Annotated in this window: 15 protein-coding genes; 10 read left to right on the top strand and 5 right to left on the bottom strand. The window is 44.2% G+C overall.

Annotated elements, in window-relative coordinates:
- Positions 1-821: 821 nt before the first annotated feature.
- Complete coding sequence (locus tag R7P74_RS14990) at positions 822-2,792, top strand: replication initiator protein RctB domain-containing protein (protein WP_017635223.1); 1,971 nt, start codon at positions 822-824, stop codon at positions 2,790-2,792.
- Positions 2,793-3,081: 289 nt separating this feature from the next.
- Here the strand turns inward: R7P74_RS14990 and R7P74_RS14985 are convergent, their stop codons facing one another.
- Genes R7P74_RS14985 through R7P74_RS14975 form a run of 3 tightly spaced genes read right to left on the bottom strand, consistent with a single transcriptional unit; the run spans position 3,082 to position 5,332 of the window.
- Positions 3,082-3,549: a hypothetical protein gene (locus R7P74_RS14985; protein ID WP_047102478.1), complete on the bottom strand. Its 468-nt coding sequence runs from the start codon at positions 3,547-3,549 to the stop codon at positions 3,082-3,084.
- Positions 3,549-4,481, bottom strand: coding sequence for an ATP-binding cassette domain-containing protein (locus R7P74_RS14980; RefSeq protein ID WP_017821873.1), 933 nt, complete (start codon positions 4,479-4,481; stop codon positions 3,549-3,551). The genes R7P74_RS14985 and R7P74_RS14980 overlap by 1 nt, the downstream gene beginning before the upstream one ends.
- Before the next feature lie 2 nt (positions 4,482-4,483).
- Entirely contained in the window at positions 4,484-5,332 is an 849-nt protein-coding gene (locus tag R7P74_RS14975; RefSeq protein WP_005374497.1) for an ABC transporter ATP-binding protein, read from the bottom strand.
- A gap of 361 nt (positions 5,333-5,693) precedes the next feature.
- On the opposite strand from R7P74_RS14975, the gene R7P74_RS14970 reads away from it, so the two are divergent.
- Together R7P74_RS14970 and ribA are read left to right on the top strand one after the other, a co-directional pair.
- Positions 5,694-5,891 (top strand): PA3496 family putative envelope integrity protein, encoded by a 198-nt coding sequence (locus R7P74_RS14970; protein ID WP_005374493.1) that lies wholly within the window; start codon positions 5,694-5,696, stop codon positions 5,889-5,891.
- A gap of 238 nt (positions 5,892-6,129) precedes the next feature.
- On the top strand, positions 6,130-7,191 hold the full coding sequence (gene ribA, locus R7P74_RS14965) for a GTP cyclohydrolase II (protein ID WP_017635221.1): 1,062 nt from the start codon (positions 6,130-6,132) through the stop codon (positions 7,189-7,191).
- Between the two features lie 68 nt (positions 7,192-7,259).
- Here ribA and R7P74_RS14960 read toward each other — a convergent pair whose 3' ends face one another.
- Positions 7,260-8,015 (bottom strand): substrate-binding periplasmic protein, encoded by a 756-nt coding sequence (locus R7P74_RS14960; protein WP_005374490.1) that lies wholly within the window; start codon positions 8,013-8,015, stop codon positions 7,260-7,262.
- A gap of 68 nt (positions 8,016-8,083) precedes the next feature.
- On the opposite strand from R7P74_RS14960, the gene R7P74_RS14955 reads away from it, so the two are divergent.
- The 3 genes from R7P74_RS14955 (at position 8,084) to R7P74_RS14945 (ending at position 11,144) form a co-directional block, all read left to right on the top strand.
- Entirely contained in the window at positions 8,084-9,982 is a 1,899-nt protein-coding gene (locus tag R7P74_RS14955; RefSeq protein ID WP_017633805.1) for an ATP-binding protein, read from the top strand.
- A gap of 100 nt (positions 9,983-10,082) precedes the next feature.
- Positions 10,083-10,292 (top strand): DUF3283 family protein, encoded by a 210-nt coding sequence (locus R7P74_RS14950; RefSeq protein WP_005374484.1) that lies wholly within the window; start codon positions 10,083-10,085, stop codon positions 10,290-10,292.
- A 135-nt stretch (positions 10,293-10,427) separates the two neighbouring features.
- Positions 10,428-11,144 (top strand): YebC/PmpR family DNA-binding transcriptional regulator, encoded by a 717-nt coding sequence (locus R7P74_RS14945; RefSeq protein WP_005374482.1) that lies wholly within the window; start codon positions 10,428-10,430, stop codon positions 11,142-11,144.
- A gap of 73 nt (positions 11,145-11,217) precedes the next feature.
- Here R7P74_RS14945 and rodA read toward each other — a convergent pair whose 3' ends face one another.
- Positions 11,218-12,300, bottom strand: coding sequence for a rod shape-determining protein RodA (gene rodA, locus R7P74_RS14940; protein ID WP_065275570.1), 1,083 nt, complete (start codon positions 12,298-12,300; stop codon positions 11,218-11,220).
- 393 nt (positions 12,301-12,693) lie between these two features.
- Between rodA and R7P74_RS14935 the strand changes: the two genes are divergently transcribed.
- The 4 genes from R7P74_RS14935 to R7P74_RS14920 are packed head-to-tail and all read left to right on the top strand — an operon-like array spanning position 12,694 to position 16,104.
- Entirely contained in the window at positions 12,694-13,362 is a 669-nt protein-coding gene (locus R7P74_RS14935; protein ID WP_005383200.1) for a hypothetical protein, read from the top strand.
- Positions 13,363-13,371: 9 nt separating this feature from the next.
- Positions 13,372-14,070 (top strand): ABC transporter ATP-binding protein, encoded by a 699-nt coding sequence (locus tag R7P74_RS14930; protein WP_005448872.1) that lies wholly within the window; start codon positions 13,372-13,374, stop codon positions 14,068-14,070.
- Positions 14,058-15,326: an ABC transporter permease gene (locus R7P74_RS14925; RefSeq protein WP_213866642.1), complete on the top strand. Its 1,269-nt coding sequence runs from the start codon at positions 14,058-14,060 to the stop codon at positions 15,324-15,326. Before R7P74_RS14930 ends, R7P74_RS14925 begins: the two co-directional genes overlap by 13 nt.
- The gene (locus tag R7P74_RS14920; RefSeq protein WP_213866641.1) at positions 15,319-16,104 is read left to right on the top strand and encodes an outer membrane lipoprotein-sorting protein; all 786 of its coding nucleotides are present in this window, start codon (positions 15,319-15,321) and stop codon (positions 16,102-16,104) included. The genes R7P74_RS14925 and R7P74_RS14920 overlap by 8 nt, the downstream gene beginning before the upstream one ends.
- Positions 16,105-16,124: the final 20 nt, after the last annotated feature.

The raw sequence follows: 16,124 nt of genomic DNA, 5'->3' as shown, positions 1-16,124 counted from the left end.
TATGATCATGCTTCCGTGTTAATAAACAAATCCGAAAGCATGATCATGGCAAAATTGAGCAGAGTACGGTGTAAACACGCAAATAAAATAAGATCCATTAATCGGAAATATGATCAAGCCTTAGAATCTCTCGGAAGCATGAGTTTTCTTCTCTGATTTACGGTTGAGTGCAGACAGAATGGGGGATTGAGCAGAAATTGACGGTATAGAAGCCGGAACAATGAAATTGCGCAAGTTGCTATGATAAATCACACTCTCATGATCATGCTTCCTGTAAATAAGCAGAGACTAGGATTTACTTCTAAATATGAGCGACTTGAATGTATTTTAATCAGATGAGTGATATCTCATCAATATGGGTGCCAGAACGATAGATATATTGGCTCTTGATCATCGATCCGAGTATAAATAACATTACCAATGCACAATATAATCATCGTGAAGATCATTATTAAATACTGCATCTGTGGATAACCTGTAAAAACATCATGATCATCGTTTCAAGACTCTTTTGATCATCTTTTCATAACCTTAATGATCATGCTTACGAATAAATATGATCATGCTTTCAGGTTATTGTTGATCATACTTTCAGACTTCTTATGATCATAGTTCCGAAATACATGAAAATAATAGCCTTATAGAACAAAAGCTTAGAGAAAAACTCCAAGCCAGATCATTAGATCATATAATCAATTAAGATCAGATTAATCAAAAAGATCAGTTATTTAAAAAACAATCTTTTTTCTTTATTTATGATCTGTTTTTCTTTATTCTTCGGAACCATAGCACAACTACGGCTAGTGTGATCTGGATCTAAAATGACGGCTGATGAAAAAATTCTGATTAAAGCACCGAGAAGCCACAAAGATGGCCATCTTTTTGAGGTACATGAATCCTCTGCGGATTGGGTAGAGCAGTACCAACATTTCAAAGGGGTGACCAAAAGCATCTTAGAGTTGCTTAATCTGATCTCATTACGAGGCTTCAGCAGCAAGGATGGTTTGGTTTCAACCACAGAGATTGTGGAAGCAACAGATGGGCAACTCACACGCGCAGCCCTGCAACAACGTTTGCGCGCGGCAGTAAATATTGGTTTATTTACTCAAACTCCAGTGCGTTTTGAAGAGGGACTTGCTGGTAAAACGATGCTACATAAATTTGTGAATCCCAATCAGCTTATATCTGTGTTGGGAGCAACAAGTCTTGTTACCGACAAAGTTCGCCAGAACGAGAAACAAAAACGTTCGAAAGCATTGGCTCAGACTCAAGTAAACAAACGTTTGTTGAATGAGCACGGGTTAAACACACCTCCCACGATGAAAGATGAAGCCGATCAATTTGTTGTATCTCCAACAAATTGGGCTGGGATCATTGACCAAGCACTTGCGCCACCAAGAACTCGAAAAAGTTATCAGAAATCCATGGTGTCGATCTCTGGCACAAAAGCCGTTATCGAGACGCGATCATCCAAAAATATCATGACTGTGGATGATCTCATGACCCTGTTCGCTCTCTTCACGTTAACGGTTCAGTATCATGATCATCACAAAGATCAGTATCAGCTTGATGCGGCTCACGTACCAAACAAAACGCCGCTATACATCACTGATATTTTGTCGCTCAGAGGCAAAAAAGACAGTGGTCCAGCTCGTGATTCCATTCGCGATAGCATTGATCGCATTGAATTCACTGATTTTCAGCTCCATGAACTTACTGGACGTTGGCTAAGTGAAAACATGCCAGAGGGCTTCAAAAGTGATCGTTTTCGTTTTCTTGCTCGAACCATCACGGCCTCTGAAGAGGCACCTGTGGAGGGAAGCGATGGTGAAATTCGTATCAAGCCAAACTTATATATTTTAGTTTGGGAACCTTCGTTCTATGAAGAGCTGTTAACGCGCGATTATTTCTTCTTGTTTCCGCCAGAGATCTTGAAACAACATACTTTGGTGTTTCAACTGTACTCTTTCTTCCGTAGTCGCATGGTTCGTCGTCACACGGATTGCATGCTACTGAGTGAGTTAAACCAGAAACTTGCACGTAACATTGAATGGCGACGTTTCTCCATGGATTTGATCCGAGAACTAAAGCGTTTGTCTGATGGAAAAGGGAATGATGATCTATTCGTCGTTAATTTGTGGGGTTATCACCTGACGATCGAAACCATGATCGAAAATGACAAAGTGATGGACTACCAGATCGACATCAAATGTGATGTCGAAGAGGTCTTACGTTATTCGCGAGCGCGTACAACCAACGCAGGTAAGCGCAACATGGCGCCTACGCTGCCAAACCCGCTTCGTAATGAGATGGTAACCCGACAGCAGCTTGAGGAGCTCTCAGGCATCATAGACGGCGAATTTGAGCCCATTCAACGCAAAGCACCGTCTCCAAGAGGAAATTTAGGGCGACGCGTGAAGCAAAGAAAACATTTGGTAGAGATCAATGCTGATGAGATCACCATTACTCTATCTAAATATACCTCACCAGAGGCTCTAGAACGCAGTATAACGGCTTTGTCTGCGATGACAGGGCACTCGTATGCCTCAATCAAAGAAGAGTGCTCAGATTACATAGAGAAGCTCGATTGGCTAAGGGTAGGGGATGAGCCGATTCCTTATGAGACATTAAGTAAAACCGTCGAGCTGTTTAACACCCAGAACGATGTTAAGCATCTTACCATCGAGCGCTTGATTGCGGGGTTAGCGGTGCGTCGGAAAGTTTGTCGTCAAATCTTCGATGGTCACATGGATGAAATGGTATTTCGTGCCTTGGATGAAATGGCGATTTAAAAGTGTCGCTTGATGTGTATCAAGCTATAGGTGTGATGTATCGGTTTGAAATGTAACAATGTCTTTCGATGATAAAAAACAGACTTAACTCTTACAAACCACTGACATTAGAAGCCAAGCCTAATACTACTATTTATCCCGAATAGACAACCTTTTGTCCTTTCTGATGATTAATAGATTGGCTCATATTGTTACATTCATTCTGAATAGACTTCGCGAGTTTCTCCTCAGGAAACTCGCTTTTTTTTGCCTAAAATTCCGCTAATTAAGCCTTGATCATTTTTCCGGACTAATGAGGTAAACCTTGATCATGCTTCTTGGGTTCATTCCAATGTAATGAACGCATCAACGCAACATGTGATTCGATTAAGCTATGGGCTTGTTCCTGCCACTTGTTTTGATCACACTGCTGATTACAAAACTCTAACGCCACAACGGTGAGATGCTGAAGTCGTCTCAAACACCAATCTTTGATCAGAATATCAGTCGAGACTTGGCATGCTGCTTGTTCAAGCTTTGCACTCGTATAAAGCAAGGTTTGATATGCTTTCTGAGGGTCTTGGTAGCTTGCATGTTGAAACACGCGTAAACATCCATCCAACCAGCAAGCAATCGCTTTACTTTGAAGATCACTCAATTCGGGTCCAAACACGTCATCAGGCACCTGATATAAGATCGTTTCCAATTTTTCTACTTGATCATGTTTCCGCTGTTCGTACCACATGGCGATTTGATCTTGCCAAGTACTCAAATCCATTACGCTGCCTCAGTCCATTGTTTTACATAGTGATTTGGCCCTATTTGATCAAATTCGTCGACAATTATGCTGCTACGTTGACGAATTTCATCGGCATCTATCGAATAGTTTGGCTCATTTTTCACTAAGTTACCAAAAGGTAAGTCAGGATCAGGAACGGCAGAAATCAACAGCTTAGTATAAGGATGCTGCGGATTCTTAAGTATTGAATGAGTGTCGCCCCATTCAACGATTTGCCCTTTGTACATTACTGCGGTTTCTTCCGCGATGTAGTGCGCAGTCGCCAGATCATGAGTGATGTATAAAAAACCAATTCCCAGTTCTTGCTTCATTCGTTGCATTAAATTCAACACTCCCAAGCGAATAGAAACATCCAGCATAGACGTAGGCTCATCCGCAAGAATGATTTGCGAACCTACCGCTAAAGCCCTTGCTAAGTTTACTCGCTGACGTTGCCCACCACTGAGTTCGTGAGGGAACTTATTCAATGTCTCTTCAGGTAGTTCCACCAGCTTTAGAAGCTCTTCCAAGCGGGCTGGGATGTCGCGCTCGTTTTTGACTTGTTTATGAATTTTCAAAGGACGCGTTAGGTGATGGCGAATGGTATGAGTTGGATTGAGAGAGCCAAACGGATCTTGAAACACCATTTGTACTTTACTGCGATATTCTTGTAGAGCCGATCGTGACGTGATCTCATTTATGTCAGTGCCATTGAAAAGGATCTCGCCTTCCGTTGCAGGATAGACTTTGGTTATTAAACGAGCGCAAGTACTCTTACCGCAGCCTGACTCTCCAACCAAAGCCAAGGTTTTTCCTGCGTACAGATCAAAAGTCACTCCTTGAAGCGCACGAAAGGTTTCCTCTTTCGCTAAACCACCGCCCACTTTGAATTCTTTAATCACATTTTTCATTTGGATGATAGGCTGGCTCATGGTTACGCTCCTTGTAACTCTGGTTGTTTGTGGACGTCATGGATGTTTGGGAAAGAAGCCCATAGCTTTTGCGTGTAGGGGTGTTGAGGATGATTGCGTATATCGTATGCTCGATTGACTTCGACGATTTCTCCGTGACGCATGATTGCAATTCGATCACATAGTTGGCTCATGAGTGCCAGGTCATGAGTGATAAAGAGGACTGAAAAACCGAACTCATCTCTAAGCTGATAAATTTGCTGTAAAATTTCTCTCTGTACCACTACATCTAATGCTGTAGTGGGTTCATCCATAATGATCAGTTTTGGATTTAGAGACAAAGCAATGGCTATCACCAAGCGCTGACGCATTCCTCCTGAAAATTGATGAGGATATTCTGCTAAGCGTTCTCGAGGAATATTGACCAAGTCCAACAACTTTTCTGCTCTATCTTTTGCTTGAGCGTTAGTGAGGCCTTGATGATGTCGTAACACATCTGCAAATTGCTCTTGTATCGTTAAGACAGGGTTGAGTGAGTTCATCGCGCTCTGGAACACCATGGCGATTTCACTCCACCTTAGAGCGGTCAGTTCAGAGTCTGAGATACTAAGGATATCTTTGCCATCAAACCATATTTTACCGCCAGAAATGAACGCTGGCGGCTTATGAAGACGATTTATTGAGAATGCGATTGTGCTTTTACCACATCCAGATTCACCGGCAAGACCAAATACTTCGCCTTTGCCGATATCAAAGCTGACGGACTTTACCGCATTAAAATCACCATTATCAGTGATGTAATCGACGCACAAATCTCGGATCTGGATGACCGGGTCATTGTGGTATGCATGACTTAAGTTAATACCATCCATATAAACACCTTATCAATCTAAAGGATAATTATTATCATTATCAGGTGTGGCGGTTTTTAGAAAGTATCAAGCTATGAATCAGTGAAGTGACTCGAAAGTTAGGTTAAACAGGAAGTGGTGTAATGCGTCGTTGATAAAACTAAAGAAGAGCAGAATTGAGAGCTAGATCAGCACACTTTTCGTAGGGGGAATTACTCAAATTTAATCGTAAATTTGTCCCTTGGCAAAACTTAAATGATGAATCTATTAAGGAGTTAACGAAAGGGCGGGAGGGGTCACATTTCCCTACAGTTTTTCTTACCACCTTGTTCCGGTTTTGCTATAGATTACGCATCGAAAACATGGTGTGTTCGGAGGAAATATGTCCATTAATTCTATCGACCATGACGAGATGACCAACATCGCTCACAAATGGGAATTACCTGATGAGGAAACCGTTGTGAAGCCAGAGAAAACAGTGAAATCAGCAGAAGCCAGAAGACGCATTGAAGCGTTACGTGAGATCCGTGAAAGTGGGTTGACCATTGAAGAAGCAAGGGAGCTTGGCTTGATACACTGATCGCCTCAGGTTGGTTTAGCAACCCATAGGGTAGTCGACGGACTGCCCTTTTTATTTTTTCACTCTATTACTCTCTTATTCAAAACCTCCATTTATCTGTCTTGCGCCTCAAAAGCACGAGTTTCACACTCACGTCCCGTCCCGAAGAAGTTTGACAATCTGACCTTGTGTTACTAGATATATCAGTAGCGATATGCTTTTTGTTGATTATCGCAACCACAAAGCAAGGAGCGCAAGTATGGTTGATCAAATCCTTTTTTATGAGCCCGATGAGCCCCACGGTTTTCTCTCAAATTTTTGCCATGCCCCAGTCAATATCTCCTCCCAAACTTGGCCCACCAGCGAACATTATTACCAAGCCCAAAAGTTTCTCGATGCTCAGTTGCAAAGTAAAATTCAGCACGCAAGCACCCCTGATGAAGCGTTTGCTTTAAGCCGTAAATACGAACACTTTGTCAGAAGCGATTGGGACGATATAAAGTTGGCTGTTATGGCTTTCATCGTTAGGGAAAAGTTTCTACAAAATCCACCATTAGCGCAGCAATTAATGAGAACGGGTAACGCTTGCCTAACAGAGCATTCTCATAAAGATGCCTTTTGGGGAGACGGGGGAGATGGTAAAGGAGAAAATCATCTAGGAGAGATTCTGATGAATGTGCGGGCAGAGCTGAGACATGTTGAGCCTTACAATCTCGTGAAGTTTATCGATAAAGCCAAATTGCCCACCCAGTGGGGCACATTTATGATGTACGGCTTTATTGAAGCCGCGACAAATAAAGAGCATCTTGCTCTGGTCTATGGCGAGCCAACAAAAAGTGCAGCACCACTTATTCGGTTGCATTCGGAGTGTCTTACCGGAGATGCTCTATTTAGCACGCGTTGTGACTGTGGTTTTCAGCTTAATAGAGCGCTACAAAACATCGTCAAAGAGGGATGTGGCGTGCTGCTTTATTTACGTCAAGAAGGACGTGGAATCGGCTTGATTAATAAAATTCGTGCCTATCACTTACAAGATGATGGCGCAGATACTGTGGAAGCAAATGAACGTTTAGGTTTTGCCGCTGATATGCGTGATTACGCTTTTTGTAAAGGAATGCTAGAGCATTTGGGGATTGACGCTGTGCGTCTAATGACGAATAACCCACGCAAGCTCGCCGCCTTAAAAGCGGTTGATATTAACGTCATTGAACGAGTGCCATTACAAGAAGGGAATAACCCAAGTAATCAACATTACCTGCAAACCAAGGCGAGTAAATTGGGGCACATGTTTGATCCTAAGTTTGTTAACCACACTAAGTAAGTGCTACAGATTTTACAGAAACAAAAACGCCAACGTATCATCGTTGGCGTTTTTGTTAATGAGTTGATTCATTGATACTTTTGAATGATTTCATCAATTTCCCCTGAGGCTTTTAATTCAACGAGTCGTGTATTGATGTAATTTTGAGTTTCTGGTTGCATTTGAGGTGAAAAAGCCAGGTAGATTGAGTAGTCAGGAATAACCGAGCTGAAAGGCTGTATCTGAAAATTCTCTAACGGCAAATTGAGTCGCTTTAAGTTGTAAAGGACTCGGGATTCCATCTCGACAAAAGCTGTATCTCCAGGGGTTCGGCTTATCACTCGGTATGCGGCGTTGTAGTCTTTCACGCGCATTTCATTGACACTGCCATTTTCAAAGAACGGTGTTAAATTTGGATAATCAAACCCCAGCAGTAATACAATAGAACGACCATGCATCGTATCCATATTTTTGAATTCTAAAGGCTTCTCGCTACTCGACACCAGTACATGTTTTACAGTGTAAATGGGCTCCTCAGATAAATTTTCCGACTGCACCTTGCCCCAGTTCGGGCTGCCATAAGTTAACCAGTTTGGCTCAGCGCCTTCTTCCAATATGGAAATCATACGTTTAAATGGATAAGTATGATAATTCACTTGGTAATCCGACTCCGCGAAGATAGCGCTGACGATATCGGTCACAATTCCGGAGTGCATTTGTCCCTGTTGTTCAATTTGAAATGGTCGAGCTTGTTCAGCAATGACGTAATAGTTCACTTGATTTGCGGTCACATGAGAACTTACAACAATTAAGCTAAAAGCCAATCTAAGTAGAAGTCTTTTCATCGTATCCTCGATTATTATTTGTGCGTAGCTATATTTAGAGTAGCGCAAGTTTATCGGAGCGGTTTCATATGGATGAAAAAGAGCGATCTCAACGTCGTTTTAGTATCGGCAACCAACTTATGTTGGCGGTATTAACGTTGAGTTTAATCTTTACGGTCATCATTTCTACAGTGAGCTTATATCGAGTTTTTCACGAAGATTTAGCCCATTTAGATGTTGAATTAAAGCAGGTTGAGTCTAGCTATTTATCGAGCTTTTCTGCGAGTTTGTGGGTAGAGGATAGGGAGCTGTTGTTGACACAAGCTCAAGGTGCAATGCGTATGCCCTCGGTGGACTACTTACGTATTGCTAGTGAAGACGAAGTTATCATTGAATTAGGTTCGGCGCTTTCTGAGGATGTTGTCGAGAGAAGCTGGCCGATGCAGTATCGGGTCGGCGATAAAACGTATGATCTCGCGATATTAACGGTTCAATCGGATCTTAGCGCGATATATGAAGATCTTTGGCAGCAGTTCTTTTTTCTACTTACGACAGAAGCGATCAAAATTCTTGTCCTCATCATTGGTGTTCTTTGGGTGGCGTTTCGCTTGTTGGTCAATCCGTTACAATTGCTGTCTGGTGCGGTGAGCGATTTTCGTGGCGGTACAGTGCCGAGTAAAGTGACTCTCCCTAAACGATGGTGCTTTGATGAAGTGAGTGTTTTGGCAGAGAAATACAACCGAAGTGTTGAGAAAGTGAAAGAGCACCAGACTGAGTTAGAGGCTGAACGCGATAGGGCAGAAGTCGCTAATCGTAAGAAAAGTGAGTTTCTTGCCACTATGAGTCATGAGATCCGCACACCGATGAATGGCATTATTGGTGTGTCGTCGTTGCTCAATGACACCGACCTCGATCCCCAGCAAAAAGAGTTTGTAGAGATCATTGACAGTTCTTCTCACTCACTAATGACGATCATCGACGACATTTTGGACTTCTCTAAAGTTGAAGCTGGCAAAGTAGAGCTGGAATACACGAGCTATGATCTTCGCGAGCTACTTGACGATGTCATCAGTTTACATAGTGTCAAAGCCAAGCAGAAAAACTTACAGCTGCTCAGCGATATTGATCCTCACTTGCCAATGGAAGTGCAAGGTGATGCCACACGATTGAAACAAGTTCTGAACAATTTGTTGAGCAACGCGATTAAATTTACCGAGCGCGGCCATGTGAAGCTTCTTGTAGCGTTATCTCGACTTGATGGAGAGACCGCTCATATCCGGTTTCGAGTTGTGGATTCTGGTATTGGTATTGCGAAAGAGCACCAACAAGCAATCTTCGAACGCTTCCAACAAGCTGATGGTAGTACCACCAGAAAGTATGGTGGGACAGGGCTTGGTTTGGCGATAGCTGCACAGTTGGTTAACTTGATGGGAGGGGAAATACAACTAACAAGTGAGCTTGGGCTGGGAAGCTGTTTTGAATTTTCGATTCCTGTTGCTGTAATAAATGCGCAATCGACCTATACCGACCAACTTAATGTATTAGATTTCCCGAAAGCGGAAGACAACGAAATCAGCCCTCAAGATAATGATAAACCTTGGGTATTGGTTGTTGAAGATACCATCGTCAATCAGAAGGTAGTTCGCATCATGTTAGAAAAACTGGGTGTGCGAGTGAGTGTCGCCAACCATGGCGAAGAAGCATTGCAGCTGTGTGATCAGCAGCCTTTCGATTTGATTTTTATGGACTGCCAAATGCCTGTGATGGATGGGTTTATTGCTACGGAGCGAATTCGAAAAATGGGAGAGTGGGGGAAACACGTTCCAATTATTGCGCTAAGTGCCAATGTCATTAAAGAGGATCAGCAACATTGCTTCGATGTCGGGATGAACGAGTTCGTGGCTAAACCCGTTACCAAGACTCGATTACAACAAATATTCGAACAGCATTTACCAAAAGCACTGAAAATCAGCGCTGTGCCTAAATAGTTAACTTGAAATCGATCAAGTTAAGTGCGTTTCTATTCTGTAATTGTAACTCTGTGTGATATAGTGCCCGGCTAGTATTTAAAGTACCTTGAGGCTGTGAATGTCGTTTAATCTATCCCTATTGCCGCCTGACGAAAAAAACAAAATCGAACTGGATAAGCAGGCGTCGTTTTTGGTTTGGAAGCTCAGAGAGGCCAAATCTGGTCCTGAAGCAATAGAAGAACAGTTGTCCAAGATTAACGATGCTGATGAAAAGGCGTTTTTCCAGCAATCGGTCGAAAAGTACAAACGAGTAATGGGTGTCGCTTAACGCGAACCGTGGCAATGGTTCAATCCAATGCGACGAATGAGGTAACCTCCCTATTCCTTTGCTAAGCGAAATTGAAAAGGTTTCGCTTTTTGCTAAAATCCTTCGCATTAAATTTGAATTTAGAGAGACATCCCGATGGGAAGAAGTTTTGAAGTGCGCAAAGCCTCTATGGCGAAAACTGCAGGCGCGAAAATTAAAGTTTATTCCAAATACGGTAAAGAAATTTACATGTGCGCGAAAAACGGTGGTGGTGATCCAGACATGAACTTGTCTTTGAAACACCTGATCGCAAAAGCGAAAAAAGACCAAGTTCCTGCGCACGTTATCGATAAAGCGATCGACAAAGCGAACGGTGGCGGTGGTGAAGACTACACTCCAGCACGTTACGAAGGCTTCGGCCCTGGCGGTACTAGCGTTATCGTTGACTGTCTAACAGACAACGGCAACCGTACTTTCCAAGATGTACGCCAATGCTTTGTGAAAGTCGGTGCGAAAATTGGTGTTGAGGGCTCGGTTTCTCACATGTTCGATCACCAAGCGGTATTCCAGTTCAAAGGCGACGATGATGAAATCATCCTAGAAACGCTAATGATGGAAGACGTAGACGTTACTGACGTTGAGCTAGAAGACGGTGTTATCACTGTATTCGCACCTCACACAGAATTCTTCAAAACAAAAACTGCGCTTAACGGTGCATTCCCAGATCTAACGATCGATGTTGAAGAAATCACATTCGTTCCGCAAACTCATACGCCTGTATCGGGTGAAGATGCAGAGAAGTTCCAGAAATTCCTAGATCTTCTAGATGACTGTGATGATGTTCAGCAGGTTTACCACAACGCAGAGCTGTAATTAATTCGCTCATATCGTTGTAAAAAGGCTTCCTCAGGGAAGCCTTTTTTTGATCGCTTTTTCTCAAGCAGAGCTATGCGTTACGATATTTGGAATAACACAGCGACATGATTACACCAAAACAGATACCTTGAGTTAGCATCGCCGTGCCGCCATAGCTAAAGAAGGGAAGTGGGCTACCCATTACTGGCAACAAGCCACTCACCATGCCCGTATTGATAAAAGCATACAGAAAAAAGCTCATCGCTAATGCGCCACTTACCAGCCGACTAAAAAAGTGGTCAGACTGACATGCAAGCAACATAACGCGTGCAGTAATAAACAAGTACAATGCGAGTAAGACTAAACTGCCAACAAAGCCCCATTCTTCCGCATAGGTCGAAAAAATAAAGTCCGTATGACTTTCTGGAATAAAGCCAAGTGTTCCTTGCGTAGCATTCATCCAACCTTTGCCTTTCATACCGCCTGAGCCAATCGCAATCAAAGATTGTATGATTTGGTAGCCCGAACCCAGTGGATCGGACTCAGGGTGCAAGAACTGTGTTACACGGCTCTTTTGATAGGTTTCCATAACGAAGAACCATAAAATAGGTGCTAACGTTAAAATGCTCGCAATAAACCCGCAGATTATTTTCCAGCTCATGCCAGCCAAAAACAAAACGAACAATGCATAAATGATGGTAAAAACTGCACCGTCTAAATCCGGTTGTAGCGCGATTAACCCGGCAGGAATCATTGTAATAAGTAAGCAAAACGCAATTTTCCGGCTGTCTGGTCGACCTCCTTCAATATGCAGCATCCAGGCGATCATGATTGGAATGGAAAGCTTGATTAGCTCAGACGGTTGAAAGCGGAAGAAGCCGATATCGAGCCAACGTTGAGAGCCATTGGTGCTATCACCAAATAAAGCGACAGCAAGTAGTAGCGCAACCGCAATAATGTAGAGATATGGAGCTGAGCGCTGATAGCTGGACGCTGGAATCGAGGACATGACCAAGATACAAACTAATGTCAGTCCGCAGCGCGCCAAATGTTTGAAGAGCATCGCCTCATTAAAGCTACTGGCACTCCAGAGAGTGAGCGAACTTAACAGCATGATCGGAATGATCGCCATGAGTAGTGGCAAATCAACTCTTGGGAAATAACGCTTATTCATTTTCAACGACCTAATAACGCACCTATTTTGAGTGCGAAAACAACTAAAACTCGAAGAGTTCAAACTATTCCGATGCTAAGAATCTCGATTTGGAAACAACAGACACCATGCAAAGGTGTGTAAGAAAGGAGAGTGCGACACTGTCTGTTATGGGTAGCTGTGGGATGGATAAATACACTAGCCTCAGATTTTAAGCCAGTGTTTTTATTGTGACTGCCGTAAAAATGTAGAGTTACGAATGAGCGGAATTGTATTTTCTGTTTAAGTGAATGTCATTCATCCTCTCTCAATACCATTCACTCTGCATAACTGCCATTGGTCGCATGCAAAAGCAGCGTGCGACCTTCTCCCTTAATCTGAAACCATCAAATCACGTTCAACTAAGGACAGTACATGATGGTTTCTCAATCTCGCTCAATCAAAGCTCTTAAACTGGCAAGTACTTTTATCGCCGCATTTGCACTCAGCAGCAATCTGGCGCTGGCTAATCCAAGCGAGCGCACACTCAGTCAATTCAACCAAGCAGCGCAGGGTGACTCTGGCTTAGTTGATACCGTTTACGGCGAATTATCTAAACAACTCGAAGAGCAAGGCGCTACGCCGGTGACTTTGGTGTATTTAGGCAGTGCAGAGACGTTGCAAGGTCGTGAGGCGTTTATGCCTTGGAACAAGATGAAGTTCACCGAGCGCGGTCTTGCCACAATCCAAAAAGGTTTGGACCTAATGGCGAATCAGCCAGTACCACTGCAAGAGCAACAACGCTTACAAGGTTTGCCGGAATATCAACTAGCCACCGCTATGGCAGCTACTACGTTTACCTCTCTGCCAGACATGTTCAATCACTTTGAGCGTGGCTACGAGCTGTACCTTTCTCTGCTCGATGAACCGAGTTTTAGTCAGCAACCTTTCGCGGCTACTTCGTGGATTTACCGTTATGCCATTGAAGCGGCACTGCGCGCTGAAGATGTTCAACAAGCCAAAATATGGTTAGCGCAAATGGAGCAATTGGGCGACAGCAATCTAGAAACGCAAACCGCGAAAGCGTTGCTAGCCAAGTATTAGGGAGGCGTCATGATCGTTTTTAATCAACTCAGTCGCGATTACGCCCTTGGCAACCAAACGGTGCGTGCATTGCGAGACGTGTCTGGTGAAGTGTTTGCCGGCGAAATGGTGGCATTGTGCGGGCCGTCTGGTTCAGGCAAAAGCACCTTACTTAATGTGCTTGGCATGCTGGATACTCAATACCAAGGTCAGGTGACATTTGCAGGCAGCCCATACCCAACCGGACAAATGCAGGCTGCAAAAATGCGCCGTGAAAAGCTTGGTTTTGTATTTCAAAAATTCAATCTTGTGCCCGTGATGACAGCGTTAGAGAACGTGGCGTATCCGCTACACCTCAACGGTTTTTCAAAAGCGGAACAAACCGAGCTCGCCACACAAATGCTAGAACACGTTGGCTTGGGCGAGTTTATTCATCACATGCCAGACAACCTATCAGGCGGCCAGCAGCAGCGTGTGGCAATTGCACGCGCCTTAGTGCACAAACCGGCATTGGTGATTGCAGATGAGCCAACCGCAAGTCTTGATAGCCAAACTGCCAACAAGGTCATCGACATTATGAAAGGGCTCGGACACGAGCTTGGTACCACTTTTATCGTCGCCACACACGACCCTCGTATGGCATCTCGCTGCGATCGAACCATTGAGTTGGTGGATGGCAAAATTACTCAAACGCACGCAAGTGTGGAGGAGGTTTCATGGGCAAGCTAATTCCAGTTTCAGTTCACCTTGCTTGGTTGAACCTGCAACGCAATCGCCGTCGCAGTTTATTGTCGATGCTGATCATTGCCATTGCCGTGTTTGCGTTAACCAGTGCGGGTGGTTTTGGTCTGTATACCTACGACAGTTTAAAAGAGTCGACAGCACGTGACACGGGGCATCTGACGTTAACCACGCCGGGTTACTTCGCTAAAGAAGAAGAGATGCCACTGAGTAACGGTTTAACTCACGCCGACGACATCACCAAGCAATTGATTGGGTTGAATGAAGTGCGAGGTGTGCAGCCACGAGTTGAGTTCAGTGGTTTGATTTCCAACGGCAACAAGTCATCGATCTTTATCGGCATTGGCGTGAACGAGCGCGAATTCGATATGAAAGGACCGTTTTTGGATGTGCGTGAAGGGCAGACGCTGTCAAACATTCATGCATCGCGTTATGACCCTGCAGAGCCAGAAGTGATGCTTGGCGTTGATTTGGCGAACAATCTAAGCGTGCACGTTGGCGATTGGATTACCTTGCTGGCGACCACTACCGACGGCGCATTGAACGCGTATGACTTCAAAGTTCGTGGCATCTACTCAACAGGCGTGCCTGAGCTTGATAAACGCCAACTGTACGTACACATCAACAGCGCACAATCGCTGCTCGGTTCAGACAAAGTCAGTGCGTTATCTGTCTTCCTGTTCGATACCAGTTTAACGAGCCAAGTCGAGCAACAAGTGGCTTCGGTTCTGAGTAAGCAAAAGCAGAACTTTAGTGACCAAGATATTGAAATTACGCCTTGGCAAGAACGTGCGTTCTTCTATCTCAAAGTGAAAGATTTGTACGACCGTATCTTCGGCATCATGGGCGCAGTAATGGCACTGGTGGTATTTGTCGCGCTGTTTAACACCATGACCATTTCGGTAACGGAACGCACCCGTGAAATTGGCACCTTGTCAGCACTTGGTAGCTACCCTCGCGAAATCATTGTTGGGTTCTTGCGCGAAGCAGGGTTACTTGCGGTGATTGGTAGTTTAATCGGCGCTTTGTTTACTGCGTTAGTTACCGTCTTACTGATGGTCGTGGATGTGCAGATGCCGCCACCTCCAGGACGCACAGAAGGTTACCCATTAACGATTTACTTCTCTTGGGAGCTGGTGGCCGTCGCAGGATTCGCAGTATTGATGATTTGTTTGGTTGCGGCGTTTTTCTCGGCGCGCAAAGGGGTGAACAAGCCAATTACGGAGGCACTGATTTATGTTTAATTTCAGATCACTATTACCAATTGCACTACTGACGGTAAGCGGCATCGCAAGCATGAATGCCAGTGCGAATGAAACTGCGTTAGATGCACAGCAAGTTGCGCAATTGATTGAAAAAGCCGACAGCTACCGCTTGCAAGATGACTCCTCCAAAGTGGTGTCACTGGTGCGCTTATATCAAGACCAAGAGTTAGATAAAACCCGCCTTTACCACGTGTACACACGTCCAAATCGTGAATCGTTGGTGGTGTTCAAATCAGCAGTCGAAGCTGGGCAAAAGATGCTGATGATGGGCGACAACTACTGGCTGCAAATGCCTAAGAGCCGCCGTCCGATTCGCATTACGCCAATGCAGAAGCTGCTTGGTGAAGCGTCTATCGGCGACATCTCAACCTTGACGTGGAGCCAAGATTATCAAGGTGAATGGAAAGCGACAGAAACTGTCTCGGTAAACGGGGAAAGTGTCGCGGCTTATCACCTTGCGTTAACCGCGAAAACCAAAGGGGCGAGCTATCAGAAGATCGACTTGTGGTTGTCTGAGCAAGATGCGTTTCCAATCAAAGCTGATCTTTACTTGCGCTCTGGCAAACTCGCCAAGCAAGCGCAATATGGGCGTGCAACTGACAACGGTGAAGACTACGTCAGTGAGATGACCTTGCTTGATAGCATTCAGCCGAGCAAAAAGACCGTTATCGAGTATCAAGAGATCGTGCCTTGGCAACTGGATAACAAGTTCTACAACCCAAGTTATTTGCCGAAAGCTAACACGACTCAGCTTTAGTCTGAGCTCTGCAAATAGAA

The sequence above is a fragment of the Vibrio sp. 2033 genome (assembly GCF_033339735.1).
The sequence above is the reverse complement of the archived record's forward strand: the minus strand, read 5'-3'. Positions and strand labels throughout refer to the sequence as shown.

Coding starts and splice junctions, on each gene's coding strand:
- R7P74_RS14990 (WP_017635223.1), top strand. CDS start 822: ATGACGGCTGATGAAAAAATTCTGATTAAAGCACCGAGAAGCCACAAA.
- R7P74_RS14985 (WP_047102478.1), bottom strand. CDS start 3,549: ATGGATTTGAGTACTTGGCAAGATCAAATCGCCATGTGGTACGAACAG.
- R7P74_RS14980 (WP_017821873.1), bottom strand. CDS start 4,481: ATGAGCCAGCCTATCATCCAAATGAAAAATGTGATTAAAGAATTCAAA.
- R7P74_RS14975 (WP_005374497.1), bottom strand. CDS start 5,332: ATGGATGGTATTAACTTAAGTCATGCATACCACAATGACCCGGTCATC.
- R7P74_RS14970 (WP_005374493.1), top strand. CDS start 5,694: ATGTCCATTAATTCTATCGACCATGACGAGATGACCAACATCGCTCAC.
- ribA (WP_017635221.1), top strand. CDS start 6,130: ATGGTTGATCAAATCCTTTTTTATGAGCCCGATGAGCCCCACGGTTTT.
- R7P74_RS14960 (WP_005374490.1), bottom strand. CDS start 8,015: ATGAAAAGACTTCTACTTAGATTGGCTTTTAGCTTAATTGTTGTAAGT.
- R7P74_RS14955 (WP_017633805.1), top strand. CDS start 8,084: ATGGATGAAAAAGAGCGATCTCAACGTCGTTTTAGTATCGGCAACCAA.
- R7P74_RS14950 (WP_005374484.1), top strand. CDS start 10,083: ATGTCGTTTAATCTATCCCTATTGCCGCCTGACGAAAAAAACAAAATC.
- R7P74_RS14945 (WP_005374482.1), top strand. CDS start 10,428: ATGGGAAGAAGTTTTGAAGTGCGCAAAGCCTCTATGGCGAAAACTGCA.
- rodA (WP_065275570.1), bottom strand. CDS start 12,300: ATGAATAAGCGTTATTTCCCAAGAGTTGATTTGCCACTACTCATGGCG.
- R7P74_RS14935 (WP_005383200.1), top strand. CDS start 12,694: ATGATGGTTTCTCAATCTCGCTCAATCAAAGCTCTTAAACTGGCAAGT.
- R7P74_RS14930 (WP_005448872.1), top strand. CDS start 13,372: ATGATCGTTTTTAATCAACTCAGTCGCGATTACGCCCTTGGCAACCAA.
- R7P74_RS14925 (WP_213866642.1), top strand. CDS start 14,058: ATGGGCAAGCTAATTCCAGTTTCAGTTCACCTTGCTTGGTTGAACCTG.
- R7P74_RS14920 (WP_213866641.1), top strand. CDS start 15,319: ATGTTTAATTTCAGATCACTATTACCAATTGCACTACTGACGGTAAGC.